Here is a 25179-nt window from a genome sequence, read left to right on the forward strand (position 1 = left end):
GGGTCCGGTCACGCTTCTGTCGGACGCAGCTAAGTGACTGGGCCCACCTACTATTTGACCAGAATGATTGTTTTTAGCTAGTTTTACCTCCTCATGTCAGGAGGGCGAATACATGAGATACAACTGGGATCGCGCACCGAGTCTATGGGAACGTTACAGAACAGGAATGATCGTCACTGTAACGCTGATGTTAGCTTCCCTTGCTGGACTGATGATTATAGTCCGGTGACGCCTACCTCCTCCAAAAAATTCACGACATCGTAAAATGACTGAAATGCGTTCTGAACACGGGGCGCTCTTGCCACCGCCAAAAATCCTTAGCGTCGTCAAAATGTTAATAACAAATCCAAGGTGACGGGAGGTTCCGTCGAGTGTTTATTGATTGTGTTGAGGAAGTCGTTCTGAAGCCCATAGAACCGCCGTCCATGGCGTCGCGATGGCTTTAAGGTCCGCTCAACCAGCACCACCATATGTTGCGGCGTCGTAGTGGGTTGTGATGCGCCGCCAGTCCTTAGGCCGCAGAACATGAACTCAGTGAGGCTCCTCCTGCGCGTGTAGAGGGTTCTGTCGAAGGGGGTGATTGTGCTTTCGGGTCGGGTTGTTGTGTTGGAGATGACCGGTGTCGATCCGGGTTCAAGTAAGAAGTTGCGCAGACGATCGGCATCATAGGCAGATTCGGCTGCACAGATCTGCGCGGGCGGTAAGGTTGCCAGTAACGGGATGGCAATTGGGACAACCACGCCGGCCCGGCGTCACTTCGAGTGCGATGGCTCTCCCGCGGCCCTCGCAAAGCGCCTGGATTTTGGTGGCTCTGCCGCCGCGATCGGCCGATCTCCTGTGCACCCGCCGCCTTCCTTGCCCCCGGAGGCGACGCGATGGCCTTGGCCATGGTGAAATCGATGGCATGGAACCCTCCTGCGGCGAACTCCGCCGCAAAACCAGAACCTTCGCCCAGACTTCACAGACGCTAAGCTGGCGCAGGCGCAACCGGCCTTGAGGCCATTTGTCGGCGCGGACGAGATCGAAGGCAGTTTCCGGATTGAGGCGGCGAAAAGCAGCGGCCAGATCCTTGCGCGAGACGGAGCGCGGGAGTCACACGCAATTTCCCGGCAATATGCCGCGCCATCCGCTTCCTCGGCCCCTAACGCATAGTACGAGTATTTTCCCCTAGAAAGTCCAAAGAATTCCAACAAATTTCCGCTCGGAAAACTTGTCCAAGGAGAACCGTCAACATTACCCTGTCCAGTAATGGAAGGTGCAAATGAAAACCGCGCTTATCGCAATCGCCACAGTGTCAATGTTCGGCTTGTCGCAACAAGCGGCCGCAGAAACGCTTATGGACATCCTTTTCCCAAAGGCCAAATCGAATATCGCCGGAACTAACCGTCCGAACCTGGACAATGCTCCCGTGGGTTCGGTCGTGAAGGCGAAAAGGCACGTTCCTGATCCTGCGAAAACGAAGTCCGACTACCCGGAAGCGATCTTGTGGAGCTTTCCACATCCATAGTGTGGGCAGCTAGTGCCTGTGAGGGGTTTATTTGGACACACACAGCCGGCAAGACACACAATACTGGTTGGGCTGCCCACTCAGCAACTCAGTTGCTCAGCAAGAGTTGTCGTCAACAAGAACGTGATGGACGATCAGCCTGACAGGGGACTGTTTATGACCGTTTCACTGCAATTGCAGAGTTGTTTCTCGACAATGGCGAAAATGTTTACGTCGGCGGTATCAACGGCAATGTCTATTAAACGGCCTAGCAAGGCAGCTATCGTATCATTACTACCTTCGCACAGCGCGACCTAGGCATACCAGTGCGCTTCGTGGCAACTTTGGATGAAGGCCAGGTATTCGAGATCGTCAGAACCAATGGCTTGGCGGCAGAGAAATACCATTCAATACTGCCGAACTGTTGAGCACAGGTCGGACTATTACCAGAAAGCAAGAAATTTACTGATTCAACTTCCTGGCCGAATCTAGTCGTCTAGCAAGTTTCTTGGGCTTGCCGCCAGGCTTTGGTCTCCAGAAACGAAGGAACAGCCGTTTAGGGGGTGGGAAGTTTAGCCGCAAGGGCGGAAGGGGAGAGGAAATGTTCCGTACGGGAATTTTGTTTGGACTTGTATTTTTTGCGTCAGCTGCAATAGCAGCGGACGATGTGTCGGTTGAGGAAGGGTTGCGTATCGCCACTATTGGCGGCTGTCACGATTGCCATACTGATGGCTTTGCCGCTAGTGGTGGCCAGGTTGACCCCGAAAAGGCACTGAGGGGCAGTCAGGTCGGGTTTCAGGGGCCATGGGGCACGACCTATCCTGCGAACTTACGCATCGTCCTGTCCAAAATGGGTGAGGATGAGTTTGTTCGCTACAGCCGCGAGATCAAGACACGGCCGCCGATGCCGTGGTTTGGCCTCCATGCAATGACCGACAACGAACTGAAGTCCTTTTACCGTTATGTCAAATCGCTGGGTGAACCTGGCGCTCTAGCGCCGGACTATGTGAAGCCTGGCGAGGCACCCAAGACACCGTTCATCGTCTTTGCTCCACCGCAGATGCCGGCACAGTAACACTGATCGACTCGCGTTCCTGCCGTCTCACGCGAGGCGGCGGATGCGCACTCATGCACCATCCAAAGTTAAGTTGGCCAGGCCCGCTCTATTTAAGCTTGGCCAGGTGGGCGAACTTCCTGCTAAAAACCTTTCGGACCCAAACTGGCAAGGCACAATATGCCGATCAAGCTTGCCGAGATTGGTACGCCGAAAGGAACTACGCCCTTTCGCTCGAGATGCTCCAGATAGTGACGGAATGCCGGAGCTGGCAGCAAAATGGGATTTTTCACGAGAAAGGCGGTCAGCGCGGCAAACACCAGGAGCAGAAGGGCAAAGGCGAAAAGATAGTCGCCGCCTGTCACCAGGGGGGCTGCTGCCAGAAGCTTCACATCACCCGCTCCCAGTTTGCGCAGCAGCCAGAACGGCAGCAATGCGACGAACATTACCACGCCAGCGATCGCGCCCACCGTCAAGTTCCACCATGAGTTATCTGCCACCGCCCCTAGCGTGAGACCGGCGATCCCGAGCAGGCCAAGCGCCAGAACATCTCCGTTGGCAATTCTTTGCGTCTGGAAGTCACGCCATGCTACCCGCAGCAACAAGGCAAACAGGACGGCCTTGACCAGTATCGAGGCGGCAATCAGCATTCTAGCGCCCGATATTTGTGACACTGGAGCCTAGCAGCGCCAGATTGTTTGCAACCGTTGGGTCGTTAGGTGCAAGCTCATAGGCTTTGAGGAAATTCTGGCGCGCTTCCTTGAGATTGCCGCGCAACAGGTAAGAATAGCCGACATTGTTATAATAGGCCGTACTCGTTCCAATCAAACGATGGGCCTGCCGATAAGCCTTGTCGGAGAGATCGAAGCGCCGGATGCGGTCGCAGGAGGCGGCCAGGCCCAGCCAGGCTTCGCCGTCATTCGGCGCAAGCTGAACGGCCTTGTAGAACAGCGCACCGGCATTGCCGTAATTTTCCTGGCGGAACTGGTTCTTGGCTTCCGCAACCGCCTGATCGGACGCGTAATATTCGACATCCGAAATCGTCTTCAGCCCCTCGAACGTATCGCCAAAGGCGGTAAATTCTGCCTGCGCCGGCTCGTTGGCGCGCACGACACCGTCGGTCAACGTGCTCGACTGACACCCAGCCAGAACCGCCGCAAGCAACAATCCTGCCATGGTCCGTCGCCACGGCCCTTTCATCTCGCCCACCGGGAGATCCGCTCGGTTCCCCATACCCCACATCACGCGAGATCCCTCCAACTAGAAAAATATGCCCTTCATCCGGATAATCACCGGCAGCATCACGATCATCAGAACCACAGGAAAGATGCACAATCCCAGCGGGATCATCATCTTGACCGGCAGCGCATTCGCTTTCTCCTCGGCGCGCAATATGCGCTGTGTCCGCATCTCGTCGCTATAGACGCGCAGCGCGTCCGTCAGGCTGGTGCCGAGTTCCTCAGACTGGCGGAAGAGGACAGCGAGCGAGCGCGCCTCCTCGATGCCGATGCGGTCGGAAAGGTCGCGCAGCGCATCGCGCAGAGGTTTTCCTGCGCGCATCTGCAGCGTCATGATAGCAAGCTGTACGCCGAGCGACTTGTGCGTACCGGCAAGCTCACTGCTCACTCGTTCCACCGCGGCCTCAAGGCTCATGCCGGCATCGGCGCAGGTGATCATCATGTCCATGAAATCGGGAAAACCACGCCGGTATTTCTGCTTCTCGGCATTCTCGAAGCGGTCGAGCAGGATGCTTGGAATGACGATGCAGGCAAGGCCGAAGACGGCCGCGCCAGCAAAGGCAACGAAGCCTGGCAGTTGCTGCGGCAGTATCGCGCTCAGCACCGCATAAGCCGACAGGAAGCTGCCAAGCACGAATCCAACGCGAGAGAGCGTATAGATGAGCGGCGCACTCTTCTGATGAAAGCCAGCGCGGAAAAGCTTTGCCTCCAGTGCGTTGGGCTCGCCGCGTTCCTTTTCCATGGCACGGAAATAGGCGTCTACCGGCCGCTGGGTGGCGATCCTGGTCAGTTCCGTCTGTGCTTCCAGCGACCGCCGGCTATGTATGCCCTCCGTAAGCAGGCTCTCGGTCAACCGGCGCCGTGTTTCGAGTGCGGGCATGAGCAAGAGTGCGGCGAACAGAAACAGCGCGACAGCCGAAACGAAGACCGCCCCTGAAACGAGCAGGCCGGAATTCTGAAGACTGCCGAGGAGTTCGCCCATCTCAGAAATCGAAATTGACCATGCGATACATGATGAAGTCGCCGATCAGCGCCCATGCGCCAAAAATCACGAAAATCGGCGTGATCAGCGGGTTGTCCCAGACATCGCCGTAATAGCTCGGCGAGATCAGCAGCAGGACGCCGAACATGATTACGGGAAAGGCCGAAATCAGGATGGCCGACCACCTTCCCTCCGCCGACAGCGCCCTGATCTTCAGCCTAAGCTTTTGACGCTCGCGCAGCACCTTGGAGAGGTTGGACAGGATCTCAGTGAGATTGCCACCGGTCTTGGCCTGGATCGACAAGGAGACCGACAGCAGGTTGAGCCCCTCGAAGCCGACTCGCTCCGAAAGCTTGCGCACTGCCTGTTCGAGGCTGAGGCCGAAGGTGATCTCGTCCGAGACGATGCCGAACTCGGTGCCGAGCGGGTCCGGCATCTCGCGCGCGACCAGTCCGATCGCAACCGAGGTCGGATGCCCGGCTCGCAGCGAGCGCACGATCATGTCGAGTGCATCGGGAAGCTGCGCCGCGAAGCGGGCAATGCGCTTGTTGCGCGCCCGCCGCAGCGCCAGATAGGGCAAAGCAAGCCCCACGCCGAGGAAGAATATCAGAGCTGACAGCGCCGAGAAGCCCAGAACAAGCCGCATGGCCATGGCGCCGACCAGACCGGCGCCGAGGAACATGGCGGCGAAGGCCAGCGGATTTCCCTTGATGCCCGACTGGGTATAGAGCCGGTTGAGCCGCACCGCATTGAAAAGATAGTCGCCACTCTCGCTCAGGCCCCGTTCGCGCAGCAGGCCCTGCAGGGTCTGTTCGGCCGGCGCGTTTTCCGTCAGACGCTTCAGGCGGTGATTGATCACCCCTGCCCTGGCGCGCCGCCCGGAAAAGGACATATAGGCCGCCTCGATGGCAAGGATCGCCGCCGCTGCCGCCAGAATGTAGATCACATACAGGACTGTCTGGCCGGTCAGCATCAGAGCGCCATCTGCGGGTTGAAGGCGTCCTTGGAAAACTGGAAGCCGAGCGTCGCCGCCTCGGCCGCGAAGCGCGGCCTGACCCCGGTGGCGCGGAAATCACCGATGATCTTGCCTTCGGGCGATACGTCGCGCCGCACGAACTGGTAGATTTCCTGAAGCTGGATAACGCTGCCTTCCATGCCGGTGATCTCCGAAATCGAGATCACGCGCCTGCCGCCGTCGGACAAACGTTGCGTCTGCACGATGATGTCAATGGCGGCTGCGATCTGCGCCCGGATCGATTCCTGGCTCATCGGCATGCCGGCCATGCCGACCATCTGTTCCAGGCGCGAAATCGCGTCGCGCGGCGTGTTGGCGTGAATAGTCGTCATCGAGCCTTCATGGCCGGTATTCATGGCCTGCAGCATGTCGAAGGCTTCCTCGCCTCGCACCTCGCCGACGATGATGCGGTCCGGCCGCATGCGCAGCGCATTCTTCACCAGTTCGCGCTGCCGCACCTCACCTCTGCCCTCGACATTGGGCGGCCGCGTCTCCAGCCGGCCCACATGCGGCTGCTGCAATTGCAGTTCGGCGGCATCCTCGATGGTGATCAGCCGCTCCTTGTGCGAAATATAGCTGGAAAGCGCGTTGAGCAGCGTCGTCTTGCCGCTGCCGGTGCCGCCCGAAACCAGGATGGACTTGCGCGATTGCACGGCGATCTTGAGCAGCTCGATCATCGGCTGGCGGATCGAATTGAAGGCGACCAGCCGCTCCAGCGAATAGGGATTGCGCGAGAACTTGCGGATCGACACCAGGGGTCCATCGACCGAGATCGGCCGCACCGCAACGTTGACGCGTGAGCCATCCTCCAGGCGGGCGTCGACCATTGGATAGGATTCATCGACACGACGGCCGATGGCCGAAACGATCTTGTTGATGATGCGCAGCAGATGCGCCTCGTCACGGAAGCGGATCGGCGTTTCTTCCAATTGGCCGCGCCGCTCGATGAAGACCCGCTTGTGGGTGTTGATCAATATGTCGGCGATCGAATCGTCCTTGAGCAGGGGTTCGATCGGCCCCAGCCCCAGCATCTCGTCGGCCGTGTCGCTGGTCAACTGGTCGAGCTCGCGTGCATTGAGCGGCAGGCTACGGCCGCGCACGAAATCGCGCACCACCGGGCGGATTTCATCAAGGATCTGTTCCTTCGAGGCGGTTTCCAGCACCGCCAGGTTGAAGCGGTCGATCAGATGGCGGTGCAGCTCCACCTTCACTGCCAGCAGGTCTTCACGCTGGTCCTTCTCGGAGCCAACCGCCACCGGCGTTTCAGGCGTGACCGGCTCGACAATGGGCAAAGGAGCAGCCGGTTCGACGCGCGACGCGGCCGCACTGCCCTTGGTGAATCGTCCCAGCATGAAACACGCCCCCTTCGCGTAAACTATTTGCTAACTCAAACTCATGCAAGCAGCGTTCAGCCCATTCTCTCGATTGTTTGCAACGATGGTTAAGATGGCACAGTCCAGCCGAAGGTGAACAAATTCACGAGTTGGATAGCTTGGCGGTATTGGTAGATGCCTCGTCTACAACTGTACTCCAGTCGCGGGTTTGGGGATACAACCTGACAACACCTCTGGTTACCGCTATAGAAATGATGGTAACCGCAATCCCGGCAAGAACATCCACGAGGTGATGCCCACCTTCCGGCATCGTTCCGATGATCATCAGGACATTCACAATCAAAAATGAAATTGCGATAAGTCGGAAGCCCCGTAGCGCATAAACTACGATGATGCCAAGCACGGTATGGAAAGAAGGAAACGTTATAAGACCTTCAACGATCCTGGCGGAGAACTGGAATGACTCACCTGACCGTAGCGCGTTAAGGTGAGTGAGATGCCAGCTTCCAGCCCTCTCGGTGAAGTTACTGAATGCTTCAGCCGGCGGCTGAAAATATGCGTAGGCGCCCTCAGCCGGCAGACCAGCCATCAAGAGACAACTTAGAAACAGCGAGATTGCGAATAGGGCGATAAACTCAAACAGTTGCTGGGCACGTAAAGCTGCAGCCAGCAACAACCCTACGAATGGCACCTGCAGTGACAAGGAATGATATGTATACACCAAAGCCTTACTGAGAAGGGGAGCCGAATTCACAGCATCCAGAAAGTGCACCCAGTTAAACCCGAGAATTGCATCTACAACCGCGAGATGCGAATCTATAAACTGACGCTGCGTCGCCGATGCTATATACATGAAAGCCGTGCCGACGTACAAAAGTGGCACAAAGAGCGTCATCCCTAAAATCAGCAGCCTTGCTCGCTTGCACGCGTCTCGGATTGCTCTTGCAATCCGAGAATTGTCGAACCTCAACCGGCGATCTACAATCCTTATAGAGGCATAAGAAGTCAAAAGAAGCGCGCCGACTTTTGCCATATCCACAAAATCAACACGGTCGAGATTAACGGTTGAGCTCGGCAGCCAAATCAAATTTGCTGCAGAAAACATAGATATTACAAACAACACTATAGCTATAAAAGCGAAGCAAGGATCTCTCATCTTAGAACCTGCACCCTTAACACAGTAACTCTTCTCTGCAATATCCCGCCCATATTATCTCTCTCCAAGATAAATATTTTATGACCGTAAGCACCCGTAACAGATGTATTCATATAAAATGGCTGACCAATGATATTGGTGACGGGAGTACGCCTCCATATAACTCGCTATATCTATTTCACTTGACTCTACCTCCCCAACCGAGAACCTCGTGCAATGGTTAATTATCAAAAAAAATCAAACCAATCAGATATTTACATGACGTGAAACGAGATTAGAAGCGTCAACTAAAAGTATTATCAGGTTAATCGTTTGTTAATTTCCTTTTGACTTCGATCTTCGGCAACCTCTAGGATCATTATCGACGGGGGGATGCAAGGGTATGGGGTTCATTCCTGGCTCGCTCGTCGGTTGGCAAACTCAATGGGGAGTAACTCGCATGAAGAAGCTCATGGCGATGGCCCGGCAGTTCCGCGATGACGAAGACGGCGCTGCCATGGTCGAATACACAATCCTGCTAGGAATCATCACTGTTGCCGTGGTTGGCAGTGTGGTCATTGTTGGTGGCTGGGTCGGCACCAAATGGACCGCCCTCTCAGGAACTTTGGCTGCAAATCCGTGATGCATTAATTTGTTCTAGGCCCGAAGCAACATCGGGCCTAGAACTTTCACTGCGGGCGGCGGGGCAAGACATGCGCGTAAATTCCATCATCATGGTCGTTCTGGCCAGTGTGTTCGGCATTGCCGCCGTTGTGCTGGCCAATATCTGGCTTGACGGCCAGAAAAGCGCCCTTGCCAAGGGCAGCGACGTGCCGCAGGACACGATCGTGGTCGCTTCCGCAGCGCTGAAATTCGGCGACACACTGTCCAGCGACAATCTGCGTGAGATCGCCTGGCCAGCAGGCGCGCTACCTGCCGGTGCCTTCAAGACCCGCAAGGAATTGCTTGGCGACGAAGGCCAGCGCCAGGTGCTGACGGCGATCAGCGCCAATGAACCCATCCTGGCCACCAAGATCACCGGCCCTGGCCAGCGCGCCACCTTGTCGGCGGTGCTGACCGAGGGCATGCGAGCCGTTTCCATACGCGTCAACGATGTGCTCGGCGTTGCCGGCTTCGTGCTGCCGGGAGACCGGGTGGACGTGCTTCTGACCCGTAATGTGCGCAACGCCGAAGGCGGCGAACAGTCCTTTGTCGACGTGCTGCTGCAGAGCGTGAAGGTGCTTGCGGTCGACCAGGTTGCCGACGAGAGCAAGGAAAACCCGACCGTCGTCAAGGCCGTAACGCTGGAAGTCTCCACCAAGGATGCGCAGAAGCTGACGCTGGCCGCCGGCGCTGGGCAATTGTCGCTGGCCCTGCGCCAGGTCGCCTCCGCCGAAGGCGAATCGACCGAGCGCGTCACGCTTGCGGACCTGACCGGCGACACGCCCGAGGGGGCGCAGCCCGTTGCAGCAGCTCAGCCTGTTGCACAGCCGACACCAGAGCCGGAAATTCGAGAGATTGTTAAGGAAGTCGTCAAATATGTTCAGCCGGAACCGCCCGCCCATGCTACAGTAGGCGTGTTCCGCGACATGAAGCGGCAGGAATATGACGTGCCCAGACTTCACTGATCTTCATGTGCCGGCATGTTTGCCGGCACTTTGTTCAGAAGTTACTTTGAACTGATCCTGTGAGCGGGTAACGAGGGGCATACGGGGGTAATGTTGGCTTCAAGCGTAAAGCGCGCAGCAGCAGCGATGTTGCTATTTGCGGCGATGCTGGTGACGGCTCCGGCGGCCAATGCCGCGGATCGCCAGATCGACGTGTCGTCGTCCAAGGTGCACCGCATCTTCCTGCCGGCGTCACAGTCGATGACTGTTGAGGTCAACAGCGCCCTCGGCGACATATTGGTGGGCAATCAGGCGATCGCCGACGCCCAGCCCATGACCGACCGGACCCTTTATATTATCGGCAGATCTACCGGAACGACCTCCGTCACCATGTATGGCGAAGGACGACGCTCGCTCGGCGTCATCGAGGTCGAGGTGGGTGCCGACATCGGCGACATGGAGACGGCGATCCGCCAGGTGGCGCCCAGGGCGCGCATCAATGTCGGCTCGGTGAACGGCAAGGTGCGGCTCAGCGGCCATGTCACGGACGGCGCAACGCTCGCCAAGATTCTCGACGTAGCGGCGCAATACGGCTCCGAAGTCATCAATGCCGTCGTGGTCGAAGACAGCCAGCAGGTCAATCTCGAAGTCCGTGTGCTGGAAGCCAGCCGCAATGCCGGACGCGATCTTGGTGTCTCCTTCCGTTCGCGCGGCAATGATCACGTAAAATTCGGCACAGGCGTCGGCGCCGTCGACAAGGACAATGTCGTACTCGGCGACGCTGGCCTGCTTTCCAACATCCTGTCGAACGCAAGCCCGATGGGAGCGCTGATTGCCAATATTGTCGACACTTCGATCCAGGTGGACCTGATCATCGAAGCGCTTGAAAAGAAAGGCGTCGTCCGTACGCTTGCCGAACCGAACCTGACCACACTTTCGGGCGAAACGGCCAGCTTCAACGCCGGTGGCGAGGTGCCGGTGCGGCGTGTCGAGGACGACGAGGTCGTCATCGAATACAAGCAGTTCGGCGTCAATCTCGTCTTCACCCCGGTGGTGCTGGAAGGTGACAAGATTAATATCAGGCTTGCGCCCGAGGTCAGCGAACTGACTGCTTTTACCGCGACCGGCGACCCGATCTTCTCCAACCGCAAGCTTTCCACGGTCGTGGAACTGCGCGACGGCCAGAGCTTTGCCGTCGGCGGCCTCCTGTCCAGCACCAACCGCAAGATCCAGGAACAGGTGCCGTGGATCGGCCAGGTGCCGATCATTGGCAGCCTGTTCCGCAATTCGAGCACGCAAAAGGAAGAGAAAGAGCTTGTCGTCGTGGTCACGCCGCGGCTGGTGCGCCCGGCCGCCCCCGGCCAGCAGGTGGCGACGCCCTTCGACAAGACCCGCTCCGCCAATGACCCCGAACTCTTCCTGCTTGGCCAGCTCGAAGTCACCAAGGACATGATCCGCGGCTACGAACTCGGAACGGGCGTGGTCGGCCCCTATGGCCACATGCTCGACGTCTCCAGCAAGGACAAGATGGTCTATGTCAAGAAATAGCTCACTTCTGCCCCTGCTTGCGGTAGTCGGCCTGCTCTCCGGCTGCGCAGATTATCTCAACCACTACGACACGATCACGCTCGCGGCTGGCGACGCCAATGCCCACAACCGGCTACTGCACACTGACAAGCCTTTCAACCCGGCTTCGGAGGAAACGCGAATTCCGACCGACGGCCAGCGGGCGGCCGACGCCGTGCTCGTCTACCGCACGTCGCAGCAGGCAGCACCGCAGTCGCAGCCGCAGGCTGTGATCAACATAAACAATAAGGACGATTAGGGGCCGACCCCTGACCCACCCATTGCGGTCCGAAAAGATGCGGCGGGAGTGAAAAGAAGGAAGAGGGCGAGGAACCCAGGGAGTTTGAAGGATGCGTGTGATTTCCGAAAAATTCCGACAGTTTCGAAGCGACGAGCGCGGCATCGCCCTCATCCTGGTCTCGATCATGCTGCCGGTCATCATCGGCTTTTCGCTGCTGGTGATTGACTGGTCGCGCGCGGGAAACCTTCACAACGACCTGCAGAAGGCCGCCGACAGCTTTGCGCTCGCCGCTGCGGCGGAACTGGATCGTAGTGCCGGCTCCTGGGCCAGGGCCGAGCACGCGTTAGCAACGCTGGTCGAAAACACGAGCCGCTTCTCCGAAGCCGGCTTCACCACATTGACCACTGTCGAACAAGGCGGCACCAAGAACTGCAATTCAGCCGGTAGTATCTCCTGGTGCTTCCTGAAAAGCCTTCCGGCAGAAGACAGGCTGCCAATCACATCGGCCAACAACTATGCCGATCCGGACCCCGCCAAGGGCGAGCGTGAAACGCGCTTCATCCAGGTCAAGGTCAATCCGGCTGGTTTCGCAGCGATATTCCCCGCCTCGTTCCTCACCGGTGATAGCGCCAGCAACAGCATGAATATCGGCGCAGAGGCTGTGGCCGGCTTCACCTCGGGCGTGTGCGATTACACTCCTGTCTTTATCTGCAACCCGTATGAAACTCCCGCGACAACGGGCGGCATCACTCTCGAAGAAGCTGCAACTACCCGCAAGTATCGGCGGCGACAAATTTTGATGCGAATGAACGGATCCTATATGCCCGGCAACTTCGCTTTCCTTGAATCGCCGGACGGAAACGGAGCACAAGAGCTTGAGCGGATGCTGGCAAGCACTAAGCCTCGCGCCTGCTACTCCCAGGAGGGGGTCAACACCGAACCGGGCCAAATGGCAGGCCCGGTCGAAAATGGTTTGAATGCCCGCTTTGGGATCAACGCGTCCTACTTCGGCACCCCACACGGCCCGGCTGAGAACGTCCGAATGGGCGCCAAAAGCGTTCAATGCAAGAACAACAAGGTCGACATCACATGGGAAACCGATCCGGCTCGTGGCGTGGGCCTCGAACGCGATAGCTGCCAGATCGCAGGCACTTGTACGATGATGGACAAGCGCATGGGTGAAGGTGATTGGAATTTCACAAGGTATTGGCAGGCAAACCACACGGTGGACGGAGTCACGCGCCCGGTCCCTGCGGAAATCTCCGGGACAGGTGACGATCTGCCAACGCGATACGAAGTATATCGCCAGGAGATCAAGGACAAGATCGTTGGCGATCCGACGCTGAACTCGGAGACTGGGGTACCAGCGTGCAGTCAGCAACCAGTAACAAGCGTAGATAGGAGAATTCTTTACGGCGCAATCATCGACTGCGCTGCCATTGAGGCATCGGGCCAGAAATTCAGCGGCCGGTTGAACGATATCCCGGTGCGCGCATTCGGCAGTTTCTTCATTACCGAGCCGATCAAGATCGACAAGGATATTTACGTCGAACTGGTCGACATCACCGGGCGCGGCGGACGCGGCACGCTCGACAACTTTCTGCGTGACGAAGCGCAGCTTTATCGGTGAGCGCCATGCGCGAAAGGCTGCTTTCCATCGCCAAACGCTTCCTGGGTGAGGATCGCGGAGCGGTCCTTGTCGAGATGACTCTTATCACGCCGCTGATGATTGCTCTCTCGGCGGGGGTCTTCGAATTCGGTAATCTGATCCACAACAAGTTGCTGATCGAAGCAGGCTTGCGCGACGCAGCTCGCTATGCGGCGCGCTGCAACCCCAAAATGTACTCGGATTTCGGCCTGACAATCGACTGCAAGACCAATGCCGAAAACATCGCGCTCTACGGCTATATCACCAGCACGGGCGGAGGCGCTTCCCGCCCGCCGCGCGTCGCTGGTTGGACCGTCGTCAATGTAGCCATAGCTGACGCCGCCGATTGCCATGATGCGGTGGTGGGTGGGGTGACACAATATCGTTCGGTTACCGCACAGGTGTGCATCGTCAAGGCCACGGGTACGCTCAACTACGAGGGCTCCGGGCTGCTGGCCTATCTCGGTCTTAGTCCGATCACACTTAACGGCCTGCACGAAGAACGGTTGATCAGGTTCTGACCGATGTTAAGGCGATTCCACAAGGAAGAGAGCGGTGCGGCGATGGTTGAGATGACCCTCGCTGTCACGCTGCTGCTCATCCTGACGCTTGGCTTCGTGGATCTGGGGCATGCCTATTTTCAATGGAACGCCGCCACGAAGGCCGTCCAGGTCGGCGCGCGATTGGCGTCGATCTCGGATCCGGTTGCGACGGCCGTTACGAAAGCCGGACCGATCGACGTTCCAGGCAGGCCGATGGTTCCGGGCGATTTCGGACCGTTCGAGTGTAAATATACCGGCAGTGCACCCTCTTGCAGCAATGGCAGCGATTTTAGCCCAGATAATTTCAGCCGAATCTTCCGGGGGGACGTACCGCGCCAGGATAATGACAGTTGTACTGCCCCCGGCGTGAACCAACGTCCCGGCATATGCCATTTCTTTCCGGGCCTGCGCCGGAACAATGTGGTGATCAGCTACTCCGCTTCAGGGCTTGGCTATCAAACCCGGCAGGCCGGTACGGTTCCAACGATCACCGTCAGCCTCCAGAACGTGAACTTCCAGTTCTTCTTCCTCAACGGCCTGCTGGGCTTTGGCAACATTGTGATGCCTTCCATGCTCAGCACCGTGACGGGCGAAGACATGAGAAATGGGCCACCAGCATGAACGCTCCCAAACCCGCCGTCCTCCCCACCCGACGAAAACGGATTGGGCTTTACTCGATGGACCTGCAGTTGCGACGCGATGTGGCAACCAGGCTGGAAGCACTTGCGATCTATGACGTCCAGACCGCCGACACCGAAGCCTTCCTGAAAGGTCCCCCGGCCGATTCGCGGCCTGGCCTGGTGATCCTCGACGTCGGTGTCGGAGAACTGCTCGCCGACCCCCGGATCGTGGAGGCGCGCGCCGCCTGGGGTGATGTTCCGTTGATTGCGCTGTCTGGCGAACTCACGTCTGAACACATGCGCAATCTCGTGCGCCTCAATGCGGCTGACTGGCTGCACCGGCCGTTCGACGGCAAGGACCTGCTTGCCTCCGTGACCTTTCACGACAGCGGCAGCGAGGCAGCGAAGAGCCGTATAATCACCTTCATCGCTGCGAGCGGTGGCGCCGGTGCCACCACCATGGCGCTTGCGGCCGCCGACCATCTCGCCGCCAAGTCCAGCGAGCGAGCCTCCGCCACATGTCTCGTCGATCTTGACTTCCAGAGCGCCAATTGCAGTGTCTATCTCAACCTATTCAGCGAATTCGACATGGATGGGATCATTGCCCATCCGGAGCGGTTGGATGTTGAGTTGATGGACGTCATCAAGCTCACGCGTAATCCTGGCTTCACCATCTATTCGTTCGAACGGCCAGAATTGCCTTTCGAACTGTCGGGACCGGATTTCGTCTACAAGCTACTAGACTTGGCAGCCTATCGGTTCGACGAGGTGGTCATCGATCTCCCCAATGTCGAGACACCCTGGCAAAAATCGGTGCTCTCGACGAGCGATGAGATTTTCATTGTCTTCGAACTCAACATCGCCTCGCTTCGGCAGGCCAAGCGGCTTTACACTAAAATACGCGAGCTTCGTGGCAACAAGAGTAACATCACTTTGGTCGCTAACAAGCACAAGCGGAAGCTGTTTGGAAACCACTTTAGCCGCAGGGAACTGGAGAAGGTGTTCAAGGCGCCACACATCAAGTCAGTCAGCCTGGACATCCCGCTTCTGAGCGATGCCCTTAACCGTGCCCTCCTACCCTCCGAAGTGCATGCACGGGCCCGCTTCAACAAAGATCTGAAGCTGATGTTTCGCGAGCGCCTCGATGCGCCGGCGCGCTGACAATCATAGGCTCGTAACGCCACCGCTTGCCTTATTGGCCAAGCTGGGTGCGCGGTGCACCGGCAGGTGCCTCGTACGTATGTTGGCCGTCTGCGCCGCCCTTACGCTTTCCTCGGGCATCCTTCCCTCGTTACCCGCCCTCGCTCAGAGTGGTGTCCAGCGCATCTACAAGTCCGCGCGCCCGCCCTTGCCAGCCATGGGACCCAGCCTGCGTCGCACAGTCGGACTGGTCACCGAAGAGCTACCAGGCACGATCATCGTCCGCAAGGATGAGCGAGCCCTGTTTCTGGTGACCGGAAAAGGTGAAGCACTGCGCTACCAAATCAGTGTCGGCCGAGAGGGCTTCGGATGGACCGGGCATGTGACTGTGGGTTTGAAGAAGGAGTGGCCTGACTGGCGGCCGCCTTCGGACATGCGCAAACGCCAGCCAGATCTGCCCGAATTCGTGCCGCCCGGTCCGTATAACCCGCTTGGCGCCCGCGCGCTTTACCTGCATCGTCAGGGGCGTGACACGCTCTATCGGATTCATGGCACAAATGATCCAGCCGGTGTTGGCTTTGACGGAACCTCCGGTTGCTTTCGCCTCACCAATACCGACATCATCGACCTGTTTAACCGCGTCGCCCTAGGGGCAAAGGTGATCGTGCAATGACTATGATACGGGACATGCCAACGCCGGACGTCGATGGCGAGTTATGCCAGCTGGAAGCTCAGCCGGTGGTGAAGCGAAACACACTGCCGATCATTGCCTTGCTCTGCGGTTCGGCGATGGTCGTCACCGTCATAAACGCGATTGCGGCGATTCATCTATATCGCGCCAGCCAGCAAATGGATGTCGTCGAGACAAGACTTGAAGAACTGGCTGCCTTCGAAAAGCGCATGAAGGAAAGGCTGGATCTTGTGAATACCGGTCTCCAGAGCCAATTCGACCAGTTGAACCAGGATTTGCAAGGTCGATTCGGTGAACTTCATGCCAGCATGGAACGGATTGGTCAGAATCTCGATGCCGTTGGAACGAGCACGCAGGTCTCGTTCGCTGATACACTGATTGGGTTTGAAAACGCATCAATCGATCCCGAACCCGGACCAATGGTAGCAGAAAACGAGCCGGACGGCGGGAGTTTAACGGCATCCGGTACCGCTGATACGATCTCACGAAGGCGCCCGGCCAAGGCGATGCCGGCAATCAGCCCGGCCTACCAGCGCAAGGTCATGCCGGATGGAAAGGTCTACTACCGCAAGGTGCATGGGGCGCAGTAGAGCGCTCAAGGAAGCGGGTACCGATTGCCTGTCCGGTGAACACCAAGGATCGAGAAAGATCTGTCGATTCACCCAGAATCGGACCCTCTTGCGGCATCAGCACTGCAGTTTGTCAAGCAGGGCCCGCTGACGCGCCTGGTCCGCCCGAGCGTGTGAAACGACGAGATAGTGGCACCAAATACAGCTCAATATTCCTGTCGCCAGAACCGTGAGCTGCAGCCAAGTCATCGAAGGTTCCGCCGAGGACCAGATCATCGATCCTGCTGCGTCGGTAATGCCGGAACTGGCGACCTTAAAGTTGGCCGCGAGCATTGTAGCCACCCCCGCCACGAGCAGCGTGACATGGTTGGCCAGGAAGGAGAATGCGGACCACCGCCGAACCTGTGTCGTCAGGCAGATGATCACCACGCAGCCGAACAGCATAAGAGCCTGCAAGAGCAGAGAATGGCCGGTTATCAGGTCAAACTTGTTGGACAGGTCACGAAACAGCGCACGCAATTCGAGTGAGGCCTGCCAAAGAAACGTCGACGAGGGTGACAACCCAACGAGGTAAGTCGATAGACGCTCGAGCGAAAGCAACCCTATGAAGGAAAGTGGGAATATGGTGAGAGATGCCGCCCGATAATTCATGCCCGCTTCCTCCGCTGGAAAGAGGGTAATCAGAGCAGATTAAGCAACATTTAACAGTGGTTCGCGATTTTTTCAGATAGCTCTACGCAGGTTCTTGCACCTGTTCGCCAGAAAGCCCGCTTTCAATAAGATAACCTGAGATCAGTAGGGGATGTAGGTGGGCGCTATTCGGCTCGCTACGGGTACGACGGTGGTGTGTTTAGGTCCTTCCATGAGAGCCTGGTCGACGGATATGCTTGAACTGTGACAGTTGGCCATCCGAGAGGCGGCAGCCAAGATGCCAATTCTGCTATGTGGTGGGCCCGCCCCAGCGAGGCACTATTTGACTAGCAATACCGTCCGGCCTGCATACATTTCACGACCACCAAGTTCCACCTCGCAGTCCGATTTGACAGAAGAATTGCCAGTCATGGCCACTGTGTTTCCGACAATGCGGATACAGCCATCGCTGCCCGTATCGGAATTGCCCGTATAGGTAATACGCGCATCCGGTGCGTAGATGAACCCGTTCAACGACGTCCCGGAACCGCCATTCAGTGTCAGGTCTGAAGTGTTTCCGCGCGCCTGATAGATTGTAATGCCCGCATAAGGGCCGGTTTCTGGTGGTGAAAGATTGATGACCTGATTGGCGTTGATCTTGAGTTCGGCGTCTTCCATGAGAAATATAGTAACGCCCGCACCTGTGAGGCTACCGTTACCACCGAGGCTGATTTTTGTACCTTTGAAAATGTAGGCACCGGGATCGAGCACAATCGTACCGGTGAGCGACTTGTCGCAATATGTACCAGGGGTCAGCGTCTTGCCCGCCTTAGCGTTCTGGCATGATCCATAGGGGGGCGGTTCCACACCAGATAGCGGATCCAACGACGGATACTGGTTGGGAAGCGGGCTTGGACAATCCAATTGAGCGTTTGAATCGGACATGCCGACGATCCCGCCAGACGAAATCGCACACGCTGCGGACACCTTTGCGGCGCCGCCTTTATAAAAGGCATCCGAGGCGGCGGAATTCGAGGCAATCACACAGCCGGCCATTGAGACATCTGTCGAGCCCTGGATTTCGATGGCTCTCGGGGCCTTGCTGTTAAGTGCCAGGACGCAGGCTTCCTGGCCCTGTGATATCTTGGCGACGGATGTGCGGGAGGCACCCCAATGCATCGCACCGATGAAACCGGGATGCTCGATGCTGGACGAAACAGTGATCAGATGGTCGGTATTCGATCCAGATGCGCTTGCGTCAAACTTGCCCCTTGTGTCTTCATAGGCCAATTCTGTAGTCTGCTCATCGAGAAGGCTGAGGTTCGTCTGGAATATCTTGTAACCGAAGTCTTCCAGTTCGGCCTTTGTCATGCCGTCAAAATATTCAGTGCCGATGGCTAGTGCTGTCGCATCCAATGCGCTCTGCAGATTTGATGCTTGGTTTGAGGTACTGACAAAGTCAACAACCCCGGCGATGCCTGTCATAATCGGGACGAGGGCGATTGCCGTGATGATGGTGTAGTTGCCCTGTTCGCACCTCCAGAACTTACGCAGCATACATACCCCCACCGGTAATACTGGTGCCGATACATACCACATGACAGCTTAAGACTTGCTGCAGAGAACTATTAGATTCTTAACGAAGCAGTGCGTGCAAAGGTCCGCGGAAGGCGCAGCAAGTCCTCCCCCTTTGTTCGCCGGCCGTGAGAATTTTGCATAGACAGCACATGCGCTAAACCGCTCAGTCCAAGGCTATGGCCTAACGACGGCCTACGCTCAGAAACCTGAAGGTGCTTCGTCCTGAAGCGCCAGTTTACCACGGGACAAGCGGTAGATGGCCAGGCGCCGCTCGATCCGGCCGTCAGCGCCAAAACGGAAAACGCCGGTTGCCCCTGCGAAGCCCGAACCTGAGCGCAGGGCCTGAGAGTCGAGGCCATCACTTCCCTTGGCGCGCACAATCCCCGAAGCGACTGCCAGCGCGTCGAAGCCATAGGCAGCCTCCAGAGACAACGAGCGTCCATAAGCGGTTCGGAACCGCTCGGAAATCCGCTTCAGGGCATTCTGATCGATGAGGGCAAGCAGGGAGCCTTCCAGCGCCGGCTCGCCATAGGCGGTATTCGGCCAGGCGAATGTGCCAAGAAAAGGCACACTGGGGTCAAGCCCACCGCGCTGACGCAGTGCGGGAGCAGCGACCTTGGGCGCATCGGCGCCAATCAGCAAAACTGCTTGCGCCTCCCCAAGCCTGGCCAGCTTGGCCATGCCGTCTGCCGATGTAGGATCCGTGACGACGTTTATCAGTTCCGCACCGGCATTTTTCAGGCCGGTGTGCAGGCGCTGCATTTCGGACGGCGCAAGCACGCGCGTCGATACGACCATGATTTTGGAACGGCCGGCACCTACCGCATAAGAGGCGACTTCTATTGCACCGCTAATTTCATCAGAGGCGATGGCGACGGTTGACGCAGTCGGTTGCCCCTCCAGGAATAGGGTGGCCGGCTTGGCTGGTCTATCGAAGGCCTTGGCCAGAGATGACGGCCCGATAAGGAGCTTTGCCCCGTCGTCGGTTGACTGCTTGACCTGGCTGGCTGGCTCTGCAGTCTCTACCCGCAGATCGCGCACAGTAAGTGTGATTTGTCCCGCACCAAGTTCCTTCGTCGCAAGCGCGGCACCGTCTCGATAGTCATCGGCATAATTGGCAACGGATGCATCGATAAACATATCCACCCGCGTCGGGCCATCGCCAAATGTTTGCATCGCCATGGTCGGTGAAGACCCGACTGAGCTGCTAGCCTCTTTGGAATCGACGCTCGTCAGGGCCTCGGGTCCGGTGGATGATTGGCAGCCACCAAGCAGAGTCGCAACCGCGATGCCGAGACCAAGAAGGAAACGGTGGGCGTAAAAAGATCGGCCCATCTACGGTCAGAACCTAGCGTCAGTTCATGTACTGGACCATGCGTGAGTGGAAGCACTCACACTTGTTGATCGAATCCTCATCACGGTAATCGGCCCTGAGATAGCCATAGGCCTTGCCGCAGGCAACCTTGGCCTCGGATGCCCAGGTGAAGGCCGGTCGACGTGAATTGATCCACTGACTATCGTCAGCCACACTAACGGCCTCGTTCATCAGCTTGACGACATCGTCACTAAGTGCCGCGTTACTGGTCTGGCTAAGCAGGGCCGATCCAGTCGCCAAACGACACTGATTGTAGCCTTCACTGAGATCAGCGGCCTGAACTGGCGCGCAAAAAGCAACCAAGGCCGCCACGGCGAATATTTTAAGCGCTGACGTCATTCTGGTTATCCCCCATCCTGCCTACCGGGCACTATCTCTAGCTACAACAGCCCGCGTACCAATTCAACAACCGACCGGCAAGAAGTCGGCCGGATGTGGGTTGAAAACTCACGCGATCGGCGCTTGCGCTCCCCCTTGATCATCGTCGTGATAGAGGATTTGAACGCCGGATTGGTGTTCAGATAGGGAACGGTGACAAAGTCCGCCGCGTTACCAGTTCCTACCTTTCCCACCGAAGTGATTTGCCCCGCATGCCGCTCGAGCAGATACCGCAGATGCACCGGCAGCTTGGCCTGAATCTCATCCTCAGTGAGCGCTTCCAGGAGTTTTAGCTTCGTGCCGCCGCGCCGCCCATAGAACAGGACCGTGCGCTTGCCGTAATGCTCCGGAAGCCAGCGCTCACCGGCATAGCCGCGATACTCGTCATGGGTGGCGCTCCAGATGTGCTCAAGGCGTTCCTCATGGGAAATGGCCTTCACCGGCCAGGATTCGCGCTCGACGATGGCGTCGCGCATTTCCACCGGCGAGCGCGTGTCAGTCAGGTCGCAATAAGCGTGGAAATAGCGGACCTTGCCGTCGATCCGAAGCGTATAGAAGACGCTGGTGACGGTTTCGGTGAGGAATTCGCGCATGGCGAACATCTCGCCGCGCATCCAGAGCGGCGACAGGACGTCAAGCATATAGTCATGCTCGACGCGCCCGATCTCGAAATACTCGCCAGCATAGAGATGATCGCTGTTACCCTCAAAGCGATTGGGCCGCTGGGCATGGCGGTCGAACAAGCGAAACATCTGCCGACGATCGGCAACACCGAAGTAGATTTTTCGGATCGAGGAATGAAGGGGCATGGGAGGCTCCTGGCCGTTTGCGGGCCGGAGCGCGGTTCATCCCTTGCGGATCACCATCATCTTCAGCCCTTCCGGACCCCTCCCCCGCGGCCGCCTCTCCGACCGGGCGGGTCAAGGGCCGGCAAAACCGGGCGTAGCTTCACCCTTGACGCGGCCGGAGGCATGCGGCAGTCCTCCTTCCTTCTCAGCGGCTCGGTCGCCGGCACCACCGGCACGCCGACCTCCATGGCCAGGTTGCGGGCGGCAACCTTGTTGCCAAGCCGCCGCATCGTCTCCGGCTTCGGTCCGATGAAGGTGACGCCGGCAGCCTCGCAGGCTTCGACGCCGATGACCAGGCCGGCATCGAGGCCCGTGCGGCGATCTATGTGGAGATGTCGGACTGGAGAGCCGGGTTATAGTGCCGCGTCGCCACCGTGCGGAGTTTGATGGGGAAGGAGGGTAAACATGGGGATCAGGGATCGACTAAGTGCCGCGCTGCGGCTTGCGGCGCTGTGGTGCTGCCTCCCAGCAATGGCCACCGCTGAAGAAAACCTCGGATGGCACGGCCAGAAGAGCGAGGACGGAGCGTCGCTGTTCTACGGCATTCCGGAGACGAACCATGCTCCGCTCTCCTTCTCCTGCGCGCAGAGTAGCGACGAGCTTACGTTCGTCTTTGCGTTCGCGCCGATCAGTGCGGTCGATGGCGTCAAGGTTGAGGTTCTTCTTGAGGCTGGCGACATCTCGGTGCCGATCGCCACCACAGGGGCGCGGATCGAGATGGACGACAGTCTCATACTCGAAGGCCGAACGATGCTCGATGCCCGTCTCACCGATCTCCTGACCTCGCGCGGCACGTTAAGCGTGTTTGTCGAGGATGGGGCCGAGGAATACCCGCTCGACGGCGCGCGGGAGGCCGCGGCGGCGCTGATCGAAACCTGCACCGGCAAGGCCTCCAGTGTTACCTTCAGTGAGACCACGCAATGCGATCTTGCCGCCTGGGTCAAGAAGGGCGCCCCGGCCGATCTGGCTGTCCGCTCGGGACCGGGGCCGGAACATGCGGCGCTCGCCACCATTCCCCGACCCTATACCGACGGAGAGGAAATCTATTTCCCGCAGGTGACGATTACCGGCTCCCGCGACGGCTGGTTCCGGATTTCCGAGGTCATCACCGAACTCTATGGCGGCTGGCCCACGGACCCGGTGATCGCCTTCTCCGGCGAAGGATGGCTACCCGGCAACATGCTGCGGGTGTGGTTGGAATCTCCCTCCCTCCTGTCGCAGCCGTCCAAGGACGCTCCGGTTGCCTTCACTGTAAGCACATCGAGCAGCACCACCGACGATTTCCAGCTCGATACCCTGTACGCCTGCGAAGGTCCGTGGGTCGAGGTCGAGGGGCGGCGTGGTAACGAAAAGCCGCGCGGATGGATCATGGACATTTGCGCAAGCCAGGTGACGACATGCCCATGAGGGGCCGTCATGAAAGTCGCCTTGCGCGCGGCGCTGGCCGGATTGGCAATCGTCTCAATGCCCGCGATACCGGCGTTCGCCGAGCCGGCCTTGCGTCCCGATCTCGCGGATCCTGTCGGAGGCCGGGAGGACGTGACCTTCGCCGATCTCGTTCGACTCGTCGTACCAGGGACCGCCTGCAACGAGACGATCGACGTCAGGGAGATCGGCAGCGAGGCCGTCGAGAATCTGGAACCGGAGTCGATGGCAGCACTGCTGCTTACTGCCGTGTGGGTGCGCTCGGATGGAAATGACCGGATAGCCTTGCTGCTGGATTTCGGCCGCGGCAGGCATGTCGTCGGGCTGGCCATTCTCGCCCTGTTCGATGTGACGGGCGAGCCGAGGCTTTAGGCGTAGGCGAGCACAATATTGTGCGCGCGGCCCAATACGTCCGGATGTCGACCGAGCATCAGAAATATTCGACTGAGAACCAGTCGGACACCATCGCTCGGCATGCAGCCCAGCGCGGCATTTCCATCGTCAAGACATATGCCGACGAAGGTAAGAGTGGCCTTAAGCTCGATGGCCGCGAAGCATTGCAGAGAATGATCGAGGATGTTGAGTCCGGCTGCGCGGATTTCAGCATTATCCTCGTTTATGATGTCAGTTGCTGGGGCAGGTTCCAGAACGCGGACGAGTCCGCTTACCTGGAATATATCTGCACACGCGCTGGTATCGCTGTTCACTACTGCGCCGAGCAGTTTGAGAACGACGGCAGCCTCACTGCTACCATCATCAAGAGCATGAAGCGTGCGATGGCCGGTGAGTACAGCCGGGAGTTATCGGCGAAGGTATTTGCCGGTCAATGCCGGCTGATCTCATTGGGATTTCGGCAAGGGGGAATGGCTGGATATGGCCTGCGCTGCAGGTTGGTCGACGAACGTCGCCAGCCAAAAGCGGATCTGCGGACCGGCGAGCACAAGAGCCTGCAGACGGATCGTGTGATCCTGGTTCCAGGCCCGATGGAGGAGATCCAAACCGTCCGCCGCATGTGAAGGAGGGCCGAAGCGAACGCGAAATCGCTGCCATATTAAATCATCGGCCGACCGTGGACGAGAGGCACGGTCCACCAAATTCTCACCAACGAAAAATACGTCGGCAACAATGTCTTCAACCGCGTCTCCTTCAAACTGAAGAAGCGCCGCGTCCGCAATCCTCCTGACATGCTGGTACGTGCCGCTGGGGCGTTTGAGGCCATCGTTCCGCCCGATCTGTTCTTCCGTGCCGCTGCGATGATCGTGGAACGAAATCGCCGCTTCACCGAGGCGGAGATGCTCGACGGTCTGAAAGCATTGCGGGATATGCACGGTCACCTGTCGGCTTTGATGATCGACGAGCACGATAATCTACCTTCGAGTTCTGCCTATCGCACACGTTTCGGGAGTCTGCTGCGGGCCTACAAGCTGATCGGCTATACCCCCCAGCGGGACTATCGCTACGTCGAGATCAACCGGTTCCTGCGCGAACTGCACGCGGATCTAGTCTCCGAAACAGTTCAGCCCATTGAAGGCGTCGGCGCATCTGTCGTACGCGATCCAGCCACGGACCTTCTTGTTATCAATGGTGAGTTCATCACATCGATCGTGGTCGCGCGTTGCCTGCAAACCCCAACAGGTTCGCTGCGATGGAAAGTGCGTTTCGATACCGGTCTTCATCCAGATATCACGATCGCAATCAGGATGGATGCCGAGAACCGATCCGTTATGGACTATTACCTGCTGCCGCACCTGGATTTTCCCGCGGACCGCATCCGCATGCAGGAAGAGAACGGTCTTCATCTTGATGCATACCGGGTCGACAGTCTCGACCCGTTCCTGAACCTCACCACACGTTCAAACATCAGGAGAGCGGCATGAGCCAGACTGCACCGGAGATTCAAAGCATCCCCGTCGATCGCATCGTCGTCCTGAACCCTCGCGCGCGCAACAAGAAGATATTCGCTGTCAATGACCATGGAATCGGGACCCCGTATTTTCGCGTAAAAGGGACCCCCTGCTTGGGTTGATGAAGGGCACGGCGGTGAGCGCCCGATCAGGCGAAGCTGGTCGGGGTTGCA

General features: G+C 58.2%; 27 protein-coding genes and 1 pseudogene. 17 read left to right on the forward strand and 11 right to left on the reverse strand.

Going from position 1 to position 25179, the window contains the following annotated elements; all coding sequences use genetic code 11:
- Nucleotides 1-1261 precede the first annotated feature (1261 nt).
- Nucleotides 1262-1507 carry a hypothetical protein gene (locus tag EET67_RS20300; protein WP_128628036.1) on the forward strand — a complete coding sequence of 82 codons (246 nt, stop codon included), beginning with the start codon at nucleotides 1262-1264 and terminating at the stop codon, nucleotides 1505-1507.
- A gap of 580 nt (nucleotides 1508-2087) precedes the next feature.
- Nucleotides 2088-2561 (forward strand): cytochrome C, encoded by a 474-nt coding sequence (locus EET67_RS20305; protein ID WP_128628037.1) that lies wholly within the window; start codon nucleotides 2088-2090, stop codon nucleotides 2559-2561.
- Between the two features lie 122 nt (nucleotides 2562-2683).
- Here EET67_RS20305 and EET67_RS20310 read toward each other — a convergent pair whose 3' ends face one another.
- The 6 genes from EET67_RS20310 to EET67_RS20335 form a co-directional block, all read right to left on the reverse strand.
- Complete coding sequence (locus EET67_RS20310) at nucleotides 2684-3190, reverse strand: prepilin peptidase (RefSeq protein WP_128628038.1); 507 nt, start codon at nucleotides 3188-3190, stop codon at nucleotides 2684-2686.
- A 1-nt stretch (nucleotide 3191) separates the two neighbouring features.
- Nucleotides 3192-3716, reverse strand: a complete 525-nt coding sequence (locus EET67_RS20315; RefSeq protein WP_245451084.1) for a tetratricopeptide repeat protein — start codon at nucleotides 3714-3716, stop codon at nucleotides 3192-3194.
- An 84-nt stretch (nucleotides 3717-3800) separates the two neighbouring features.
- On the reverse strand, nucleotides 3801-4760 hold the full coding sequence (locus EET67_RS20320; protein WP_128628039.1) for a type II secretion system F family protein: 960 nt from the start codon (nucleotides 4758-4760) through the stop codon (nucleotides 3801-3803).
- 1 nt (nucleotide 4761) lies between these two features.
- Nucleotides 4762-5733 (reverse strand): type II secretion system F family protein, encoded by a 972-nt coding sequence (locus tag EET67_RS20325; protein WP_128628040.1) that lies wholly within the window; start codon nucleotides 5731-5733, stop codon nucleotides 4762-4764.
- Nucleotides 5733-7127, reverse strand: a complete 1395-nt coding sequence (locus tag EET67_RS20330; RefSeq protein ID WP_128628041.1) for a TadA family conjugal transfer-associated ATPase — start codon at nucleotides 7125-7127, stop codon at nucleotides 5733-5735. The genes EET67_RS20325 and EET67_RS20330 overlap by 1 nt, the downstream gene beginning before the upstream one ends.
- A 124-nt stretch (nucleotides 7128-7251) precedes the next feature.
- A complete protein-coding gene (locus EET67_RS20335) occupies nucleotides 7252-8214 on the reverse strand; it encodes a phosphatase PAP2 family protein (RefSeq protein ID WP_165899978.1) in 963 nt (320 codons plus the stop codon).
- Between the two features lie 490 nt (nucleotides 8215-8704).
- On the opposite strand from EET67_RS20335, the gene EET67_RS20340 reads away from it, so the two are divergent.
- The 10 genes from EET67_RS20340 to EET67_RS20385 all read left to right on the forward strand — a co-directional run bounded on the left by EET67_RS20340 (nucleotide 8705) and on the right by EET67_RS20385 (nucleotide 16889).
- Nucleotides 8705-8887, forward strand: a complete 183-nt coding sequence (locus EET67_RS20340; RefSeq protein ID WP_128628043.1) for a Flp family type IVb pilin — start codon at nucleotides 8705-8707, stop codon at nucleotides 8885-8887.
- Between the two features lie 70 nt (nucleotides 8888-8957).
- Nucleotides 8958-9872: a Flp pilus assembly protein CpaB gene (gene cpaB, locus EET67_RS20345; RefSeq protein ID WP_128628044.1), complete on the forward strand. Its 915-nt coding sequence runs from the start codon at nucleotides 8958-8960 to the stop codon at nucleotides 9870-9872.
- A 126-nt stretch (nucleotides 9873-9998) separates the two neighbouring features.
- Nucleotides 9999-11399: a type II and III secretion system protein family protein gene (locus EET67_RS20350; RefSeq protein WP_245451086.1), complete on the forward strand. Its 1401-nt coding sequence runs from the start codon at nucleotides 9999-10001 to the stop codon at nucleotides 11397-11399.
- Complete coding sequence (locus tag EET67_RS20355) at nucleotides 11386-11676, forward strand: hypothetical protein (protein ID WP_128628046.1); 291 nt, start codon at nucleotides 11386-11388, stop codon at nucleotides 11674-11676. The genes EET67_RS20350 and EET67_RS20355 overlap by 14 nt, the downstream gene beginning before the upstream one ends.
- Before the next feature lie 91 nt (nucleotides 11677-11767).
- Nucleotides 11768-13288, forward strand: a complete 1521-nt coding sequence (locus tag EET67_RS20360; protein ID WP_128628047.1) for a TadE/TadG family type IV pilus assembly protein — start codon at nucleotides 11768-11770, stop codon at nucleotides 13286-13288.
- Between the two features lie 5 nt (nucleotides 13289-13293).
- A complete protein-coding gene (locus tag EET67_RS20365) occupies nucleotides 13294-13827 on the forward strand; it encodes a TadE/TadG family type IV pilus assembly protein (RefSeq protein ID WP_128628048.1) in 534 nt (177 codons plus the stop codon).
- Between the two features lie 42 nt (nucleotides 13828-13869).
- Nucleotides 13870-14469 (forward strand): TadE/TadG family type IV pilus assembly protein, encoded by a 600-nt coding sequence (locus EET67_RS20370; RefSeq protein WP_245451087.1) that lies wholly within the window; start codon nucleotides 13870-13872, stop codon nucleotides 14467-14469.
- Between the two features lie 56 nt (nucleotides 14470-14525).
- Nucleotides 14526-15629, forward strand: coding sequence for a CpaE/TadZ family protein (locus EET67_RS20375; RefSeq protein ID WP_245451089.1), 1104 nt, complete (start codon nucleotides 14526-14528; stop codon nucleotides 15627-15629).
- Nucleotides 15630-15708: 79 nt separating this feature from the next.
- On the forward strand, nucleotides 15709-16281 hold the full coding sequence (locus EET67_RS20380; protein ID WP_128628051.1) for a L,D-transpeptidase: 573 nt from the start codon (nucleotides 15709-15711) through the stop codon (nucleotides 16279-16281).
- 14 nt (nucleotides 16282-16295) lie between these two features.
- Nucleotides 16296-16889 carry a hypothetical protein gene (locus EET67_RS20385; protein ID WP_128628052.1) on the forward strand — a complete coding sequence of 198 codons (594 nt, stop codon included), beginning with the start codon at nucleotides 16296-16298 and terminating at the stop codon, nucleotides 16887-16889.
- 96 nt (nucleotides 16890-16985) lie between these two features.
- Here the strand turns inward: EET67_RS20385 and EET67_RS20390 are convergent, their stop codons facing one another.
- The 5 genes and pseudogenes from EET67_RS20390 to EET67_RS20410 form a co-directional block, all read right to left on the reverse strand.
- A complete protein-coding gene (locus EET67_RS20390) occupies nucleotides 16986-17519 on the reverse strand; it encodes a hypothetical protein (protein ID WP_128628053.1) in 534 nt (177 codons plus the stop codon).
- Nucleotides 17520-17837: 318 nt separating this feature from the next.
- Complete coding sequence (locus tag EET67_RS20395) at nucleotides 17838-19055, reverse strand: TadE/TadG family type IV pilus assembly protein (RefSeq protein ID WP_245451091.1); 1218 nt, start codon at nucleotides 19053-19055, stop codon at nucleotides 17838-17840.
- A 219-nt stretch (nucleotides 19056-19274) separates the two neighbouring features.
- Nucleotides 19275-20216, reverse strand: a complete 942-nt coding sequence (locus tag EET67_RS20400; RefSeq protein ID WP_128628055.1) for a type 1 periplasmic-binding domain-containing protein — start codon at nucleotides 20214-20216, stop codon at nucleotides 19275-19277.
- A gap of 214 nt (nucleotides 20217-20430) precedes the next feature.
- Complete coding sequence (locus tag EET67_RS20405; RefSeq protein ID WP_128628056.1) at nucleotides 20431-20790, reverse strand: hypothetical protein; 360 nt, start codon at nucleotides 20788-20790, stop codon at nucleotides 20431-20433.
- A gap of 263 nt (nucleotides 20791-21053) precedes the next feature.
- Nucleotides 21054-21638 (reverse strand): annotated as a pseudogene (locus EET67_RS20410) (DUF1419 domain-containing protein); the annotation flags it as partial.
- A 444-nt stretch (nucleotides 21639-22082) separates the two neighbouring features.
- Between EET67_RS20410 and EET67_RS20415 the strand changes: the two are divergent.
- From EET67_RS20415 to EET67_RS25695, 5 genes are read left to right on the forward strand one after another with little or no spacing between them, the layout of a single operon-like run.
- Nucleotides 22083-23084: an SH3 domain-containing protein gene (locus tag EET67_RS20415; protein ID WP_128628058.1), complete on the forward strand. Its 1002-nt coding sequence runs from the start codon at nucleotides 22083-22085 to the stop codon at nucleotides 23082-23084.
- 9 nt (nucleotides 23085-23093) lie between these two features.
- Nucleotides 23094-23474 (forward strand): hypothetical protein, encoded by a 381-nt coding sequence (locus EET67_RS20420; RefSeq protein ID WP_128628059.1) that lies wholly within the window; start codon nucleotides 23094-23096, stop codon nucleotides 23472-23474.
- A 20-nt stretch (nucleotides 23475-23494) separates the two neighbouring features.
- Nucleotides 23495-24118 (forward strand): recombinase family protein, encoded by a 624-nt coding sequence (locus tag EET67_RS26525; protein ID WP_342634676.1) that lies wholly within the window; start codon nucleotides 23495-23497, stop codon nucleotides 24116-24118.
- A gap of 42 nt (nucleotides 24119-24160) precedes the next feature.
- On the forward strand, nucleotides 24161-24979 hold the full coding sequence (locus EET67_RS26530) for a recombinase family protein (protein ID WP_342634677.1): 819 nt from the start codon (nucleotides 24161-24163) through the stop codon (nucleotides 24977-24979).
- Nucleotides 24976-25128, forward strand: coding sequence for a ParB N-terminal domain-containing protein (locus EET67_RS25695; RefSeq protein ID WP_165899974.1), 153 nt, complete (start codon nucleotides 24976-24978; stop codon nucleotides 25126-25128). Before EET67_RS26530 ends, EET67_RS25695 begins: the two co-directional genes overlap by 4 nt.
- The last annotated feature ends 51 nt before the right edge of the window (nucleotides 25129-25179 follow it).

The organism is Borborobacter arsenicus (assembly GCF_003934165.1).
Classification (GTDB): Bacteria; Pseudomonadota; Alphaproteobacteria; order Rhizobiales; family Rhizobiaceae; genus Pseudaminobacter; species Pseudaminobacter arsenicus.

Bases quoted from the DNA above. Each gene is read 5' to 3' on its own strand.
- EET67_RS20300 (WP_128628036.1), top strand. From the start codon at position 1,262: ATGAAAACCGCGCTTATCGCAATCGCCACAGTGTCAATGTTCGGCTTG.
- EET67_RS20305 (WP_128628037.1), top strand. From the start codon at position 2,088: ATGTTCCGTACGGGAATTTTGTTTGGACTTGTATTTTTTGCGTCAGCT.
- EET67_RS20310 (WP_128628038.1), bottom strand. From the start codon at position 3,190: ATGCTGATTGCCGCCTCGATACTGGTCAAGGCCGTCCTGTTTGCCTTG.
- EET67_RS20315 (WP_245451084.1), bottom strand. From the start codon at position 3,716: ATGGCAGGATTGTTGCTTGCGGCGGTTCTGGCTGGGTGTCAGTCGAGC.
- EET67_RS20320 (WP_128628039.1), bottom strand. From the start codon at position 4,760: ATGGGCGAACTCCTCGGCAGTCTTCAGAATTCCGGCCTGCTCGTTTCA.
- EET67_RS20325 (WP_128628040.1), bottom strand. From the start codon at position 5,733: ATGCTGACCGGCCAGACAGTCCTGTATGTGATCTACATTCTGGCGGCA.
- EET67_RS20330 (WP_128628041.1), bottom strand. From the start codon at position 7,127: ATGCTGGGACGATTCACCAAGGGCAGTGCGGCCGCGTCGCGCGTCGAA.
- EET67_RS20335 (WP_165899978.1), bottom strand. From the start codon at position 8,214: ATGTTTTCTGCAGCAAATTTGATTTGGCTGCCGAGCTCAACCGTTAAT.
- EET67_RS20340 (WP_128628043.1), top strand. From the start codon at position 8,705: ATGAAGAAGCTCATGGCGATGGCCCGGCAGTTCCGCGATGACGAAGAC.
- cpaB (WP_128628044.1), top strand. From the start codon at position 8,958: ATGCGCGTAAATTCCATCATCATGGTCGTTCTGGCCAGTGTGTTCGGC.
- EET67_RS20350 (WP_245451086.1), top strand. From the start codon at position 9,999: ATGTTGCTATTTGCGGCGATGCTGGTGACGGCTCCGGCGGCCAATGCC.
- EET67_RS20355 (WP_128628046.1), top strand. From the start codon at position 11,386: ATGTCAAGAAATAGCTCACTTCTGCCCCTGCTTGCGGTAGTCGGCCTG.
- EET67_RS20360 (WP_128628047.1), top strand. From the start codon at position 11,768: ATGCGTGTGATTTCCGAAAAATTCCGACAGTTTCGAAGCGACGAGCGC.
- EET67_RS20365 (WP_128628048.1), top strand. From the start codon at position 13,294: ATGCGCGAAAGGCTGCTTTCCATCGCCAAACGCTTCCTGGGTGAGGAT.
- EET67_RS20370 (WP_245451087.1), top strand. From the start codon at position 13,870: ATGGTTGAGATGACCCTCGCTGTCACGCTGCTGCTCATCCTGACGCTT.
- EET67_RS20375 (WP_245451089.1), top strand. From the start codon at position 14,526: ATGGACCTGCAGTTGCGACGCGATGTGGCAACCAGGCTGGAAGCACTT.
- EET67_RS20380 (WP_128628051.1), top strand. From the start codon at position 15,709: ATGTTGGCCGTCTGCGCCGCCCTTACGCTTTCCTCGGGCATCCTTCCC.
- EET67_RS20385 (WP_128628052.1), top strand. From the start codon at position 16,296: ATGCCAACGCCGGACGTCGATGGCGAGTTATGCCAGCTGGAAGCTCAG.
- EET67_RS20390 (WP_128628053.1), bottom strand. From the start codon at position 17,519: ATGAATTATCGGGCGGCATCTCTCACCATATTCCCACTTTCCTTCATA.
- EET67_RS20395 (WP_245451091.1), bottom strand. From the start codon at position 19,055: ATGCTGCGTAAGTTCTGGAGGTGCGAACAGGGCAACTACACCATCATC.
- EET67_RS20400 (WP_128628055.1), bottom strand. From the start codon at position 20,216: ATGTTTATCGATGCATCCGTTGCCAATTATGCCGATGACTATCGAGAC.
- EET67_RS20405 (WP_128628056.1), bottom strand. From the start codon at position 20,790: ATGACGTCAGCGCTTAAAATATTCGCCGTGGCGGCCTTGGTTGCTTTT.
- EET67_RS20415 (WP_128628058.1), top strand. From the start codon at position 22,083: ATGGGGATCAGGGATCGACTAAGTGCCGCGCTGCGGCTTGCGGCGCTG.
- EET67_RS20420 (WP_128628059.1), top strand. From the start codon at position 23,094: ATGAAAGTCGCCTTGCGCGCGGCGCTGGCCGGATTGGCAATCGTCTCA.
- EET67_RS25695 (WP_165899974.1), top strand. From the start codon at position 24,976: ATGAGCCAGACTGCACCGGAGATTCAAAGCATCCCCGTCGATCGCATC.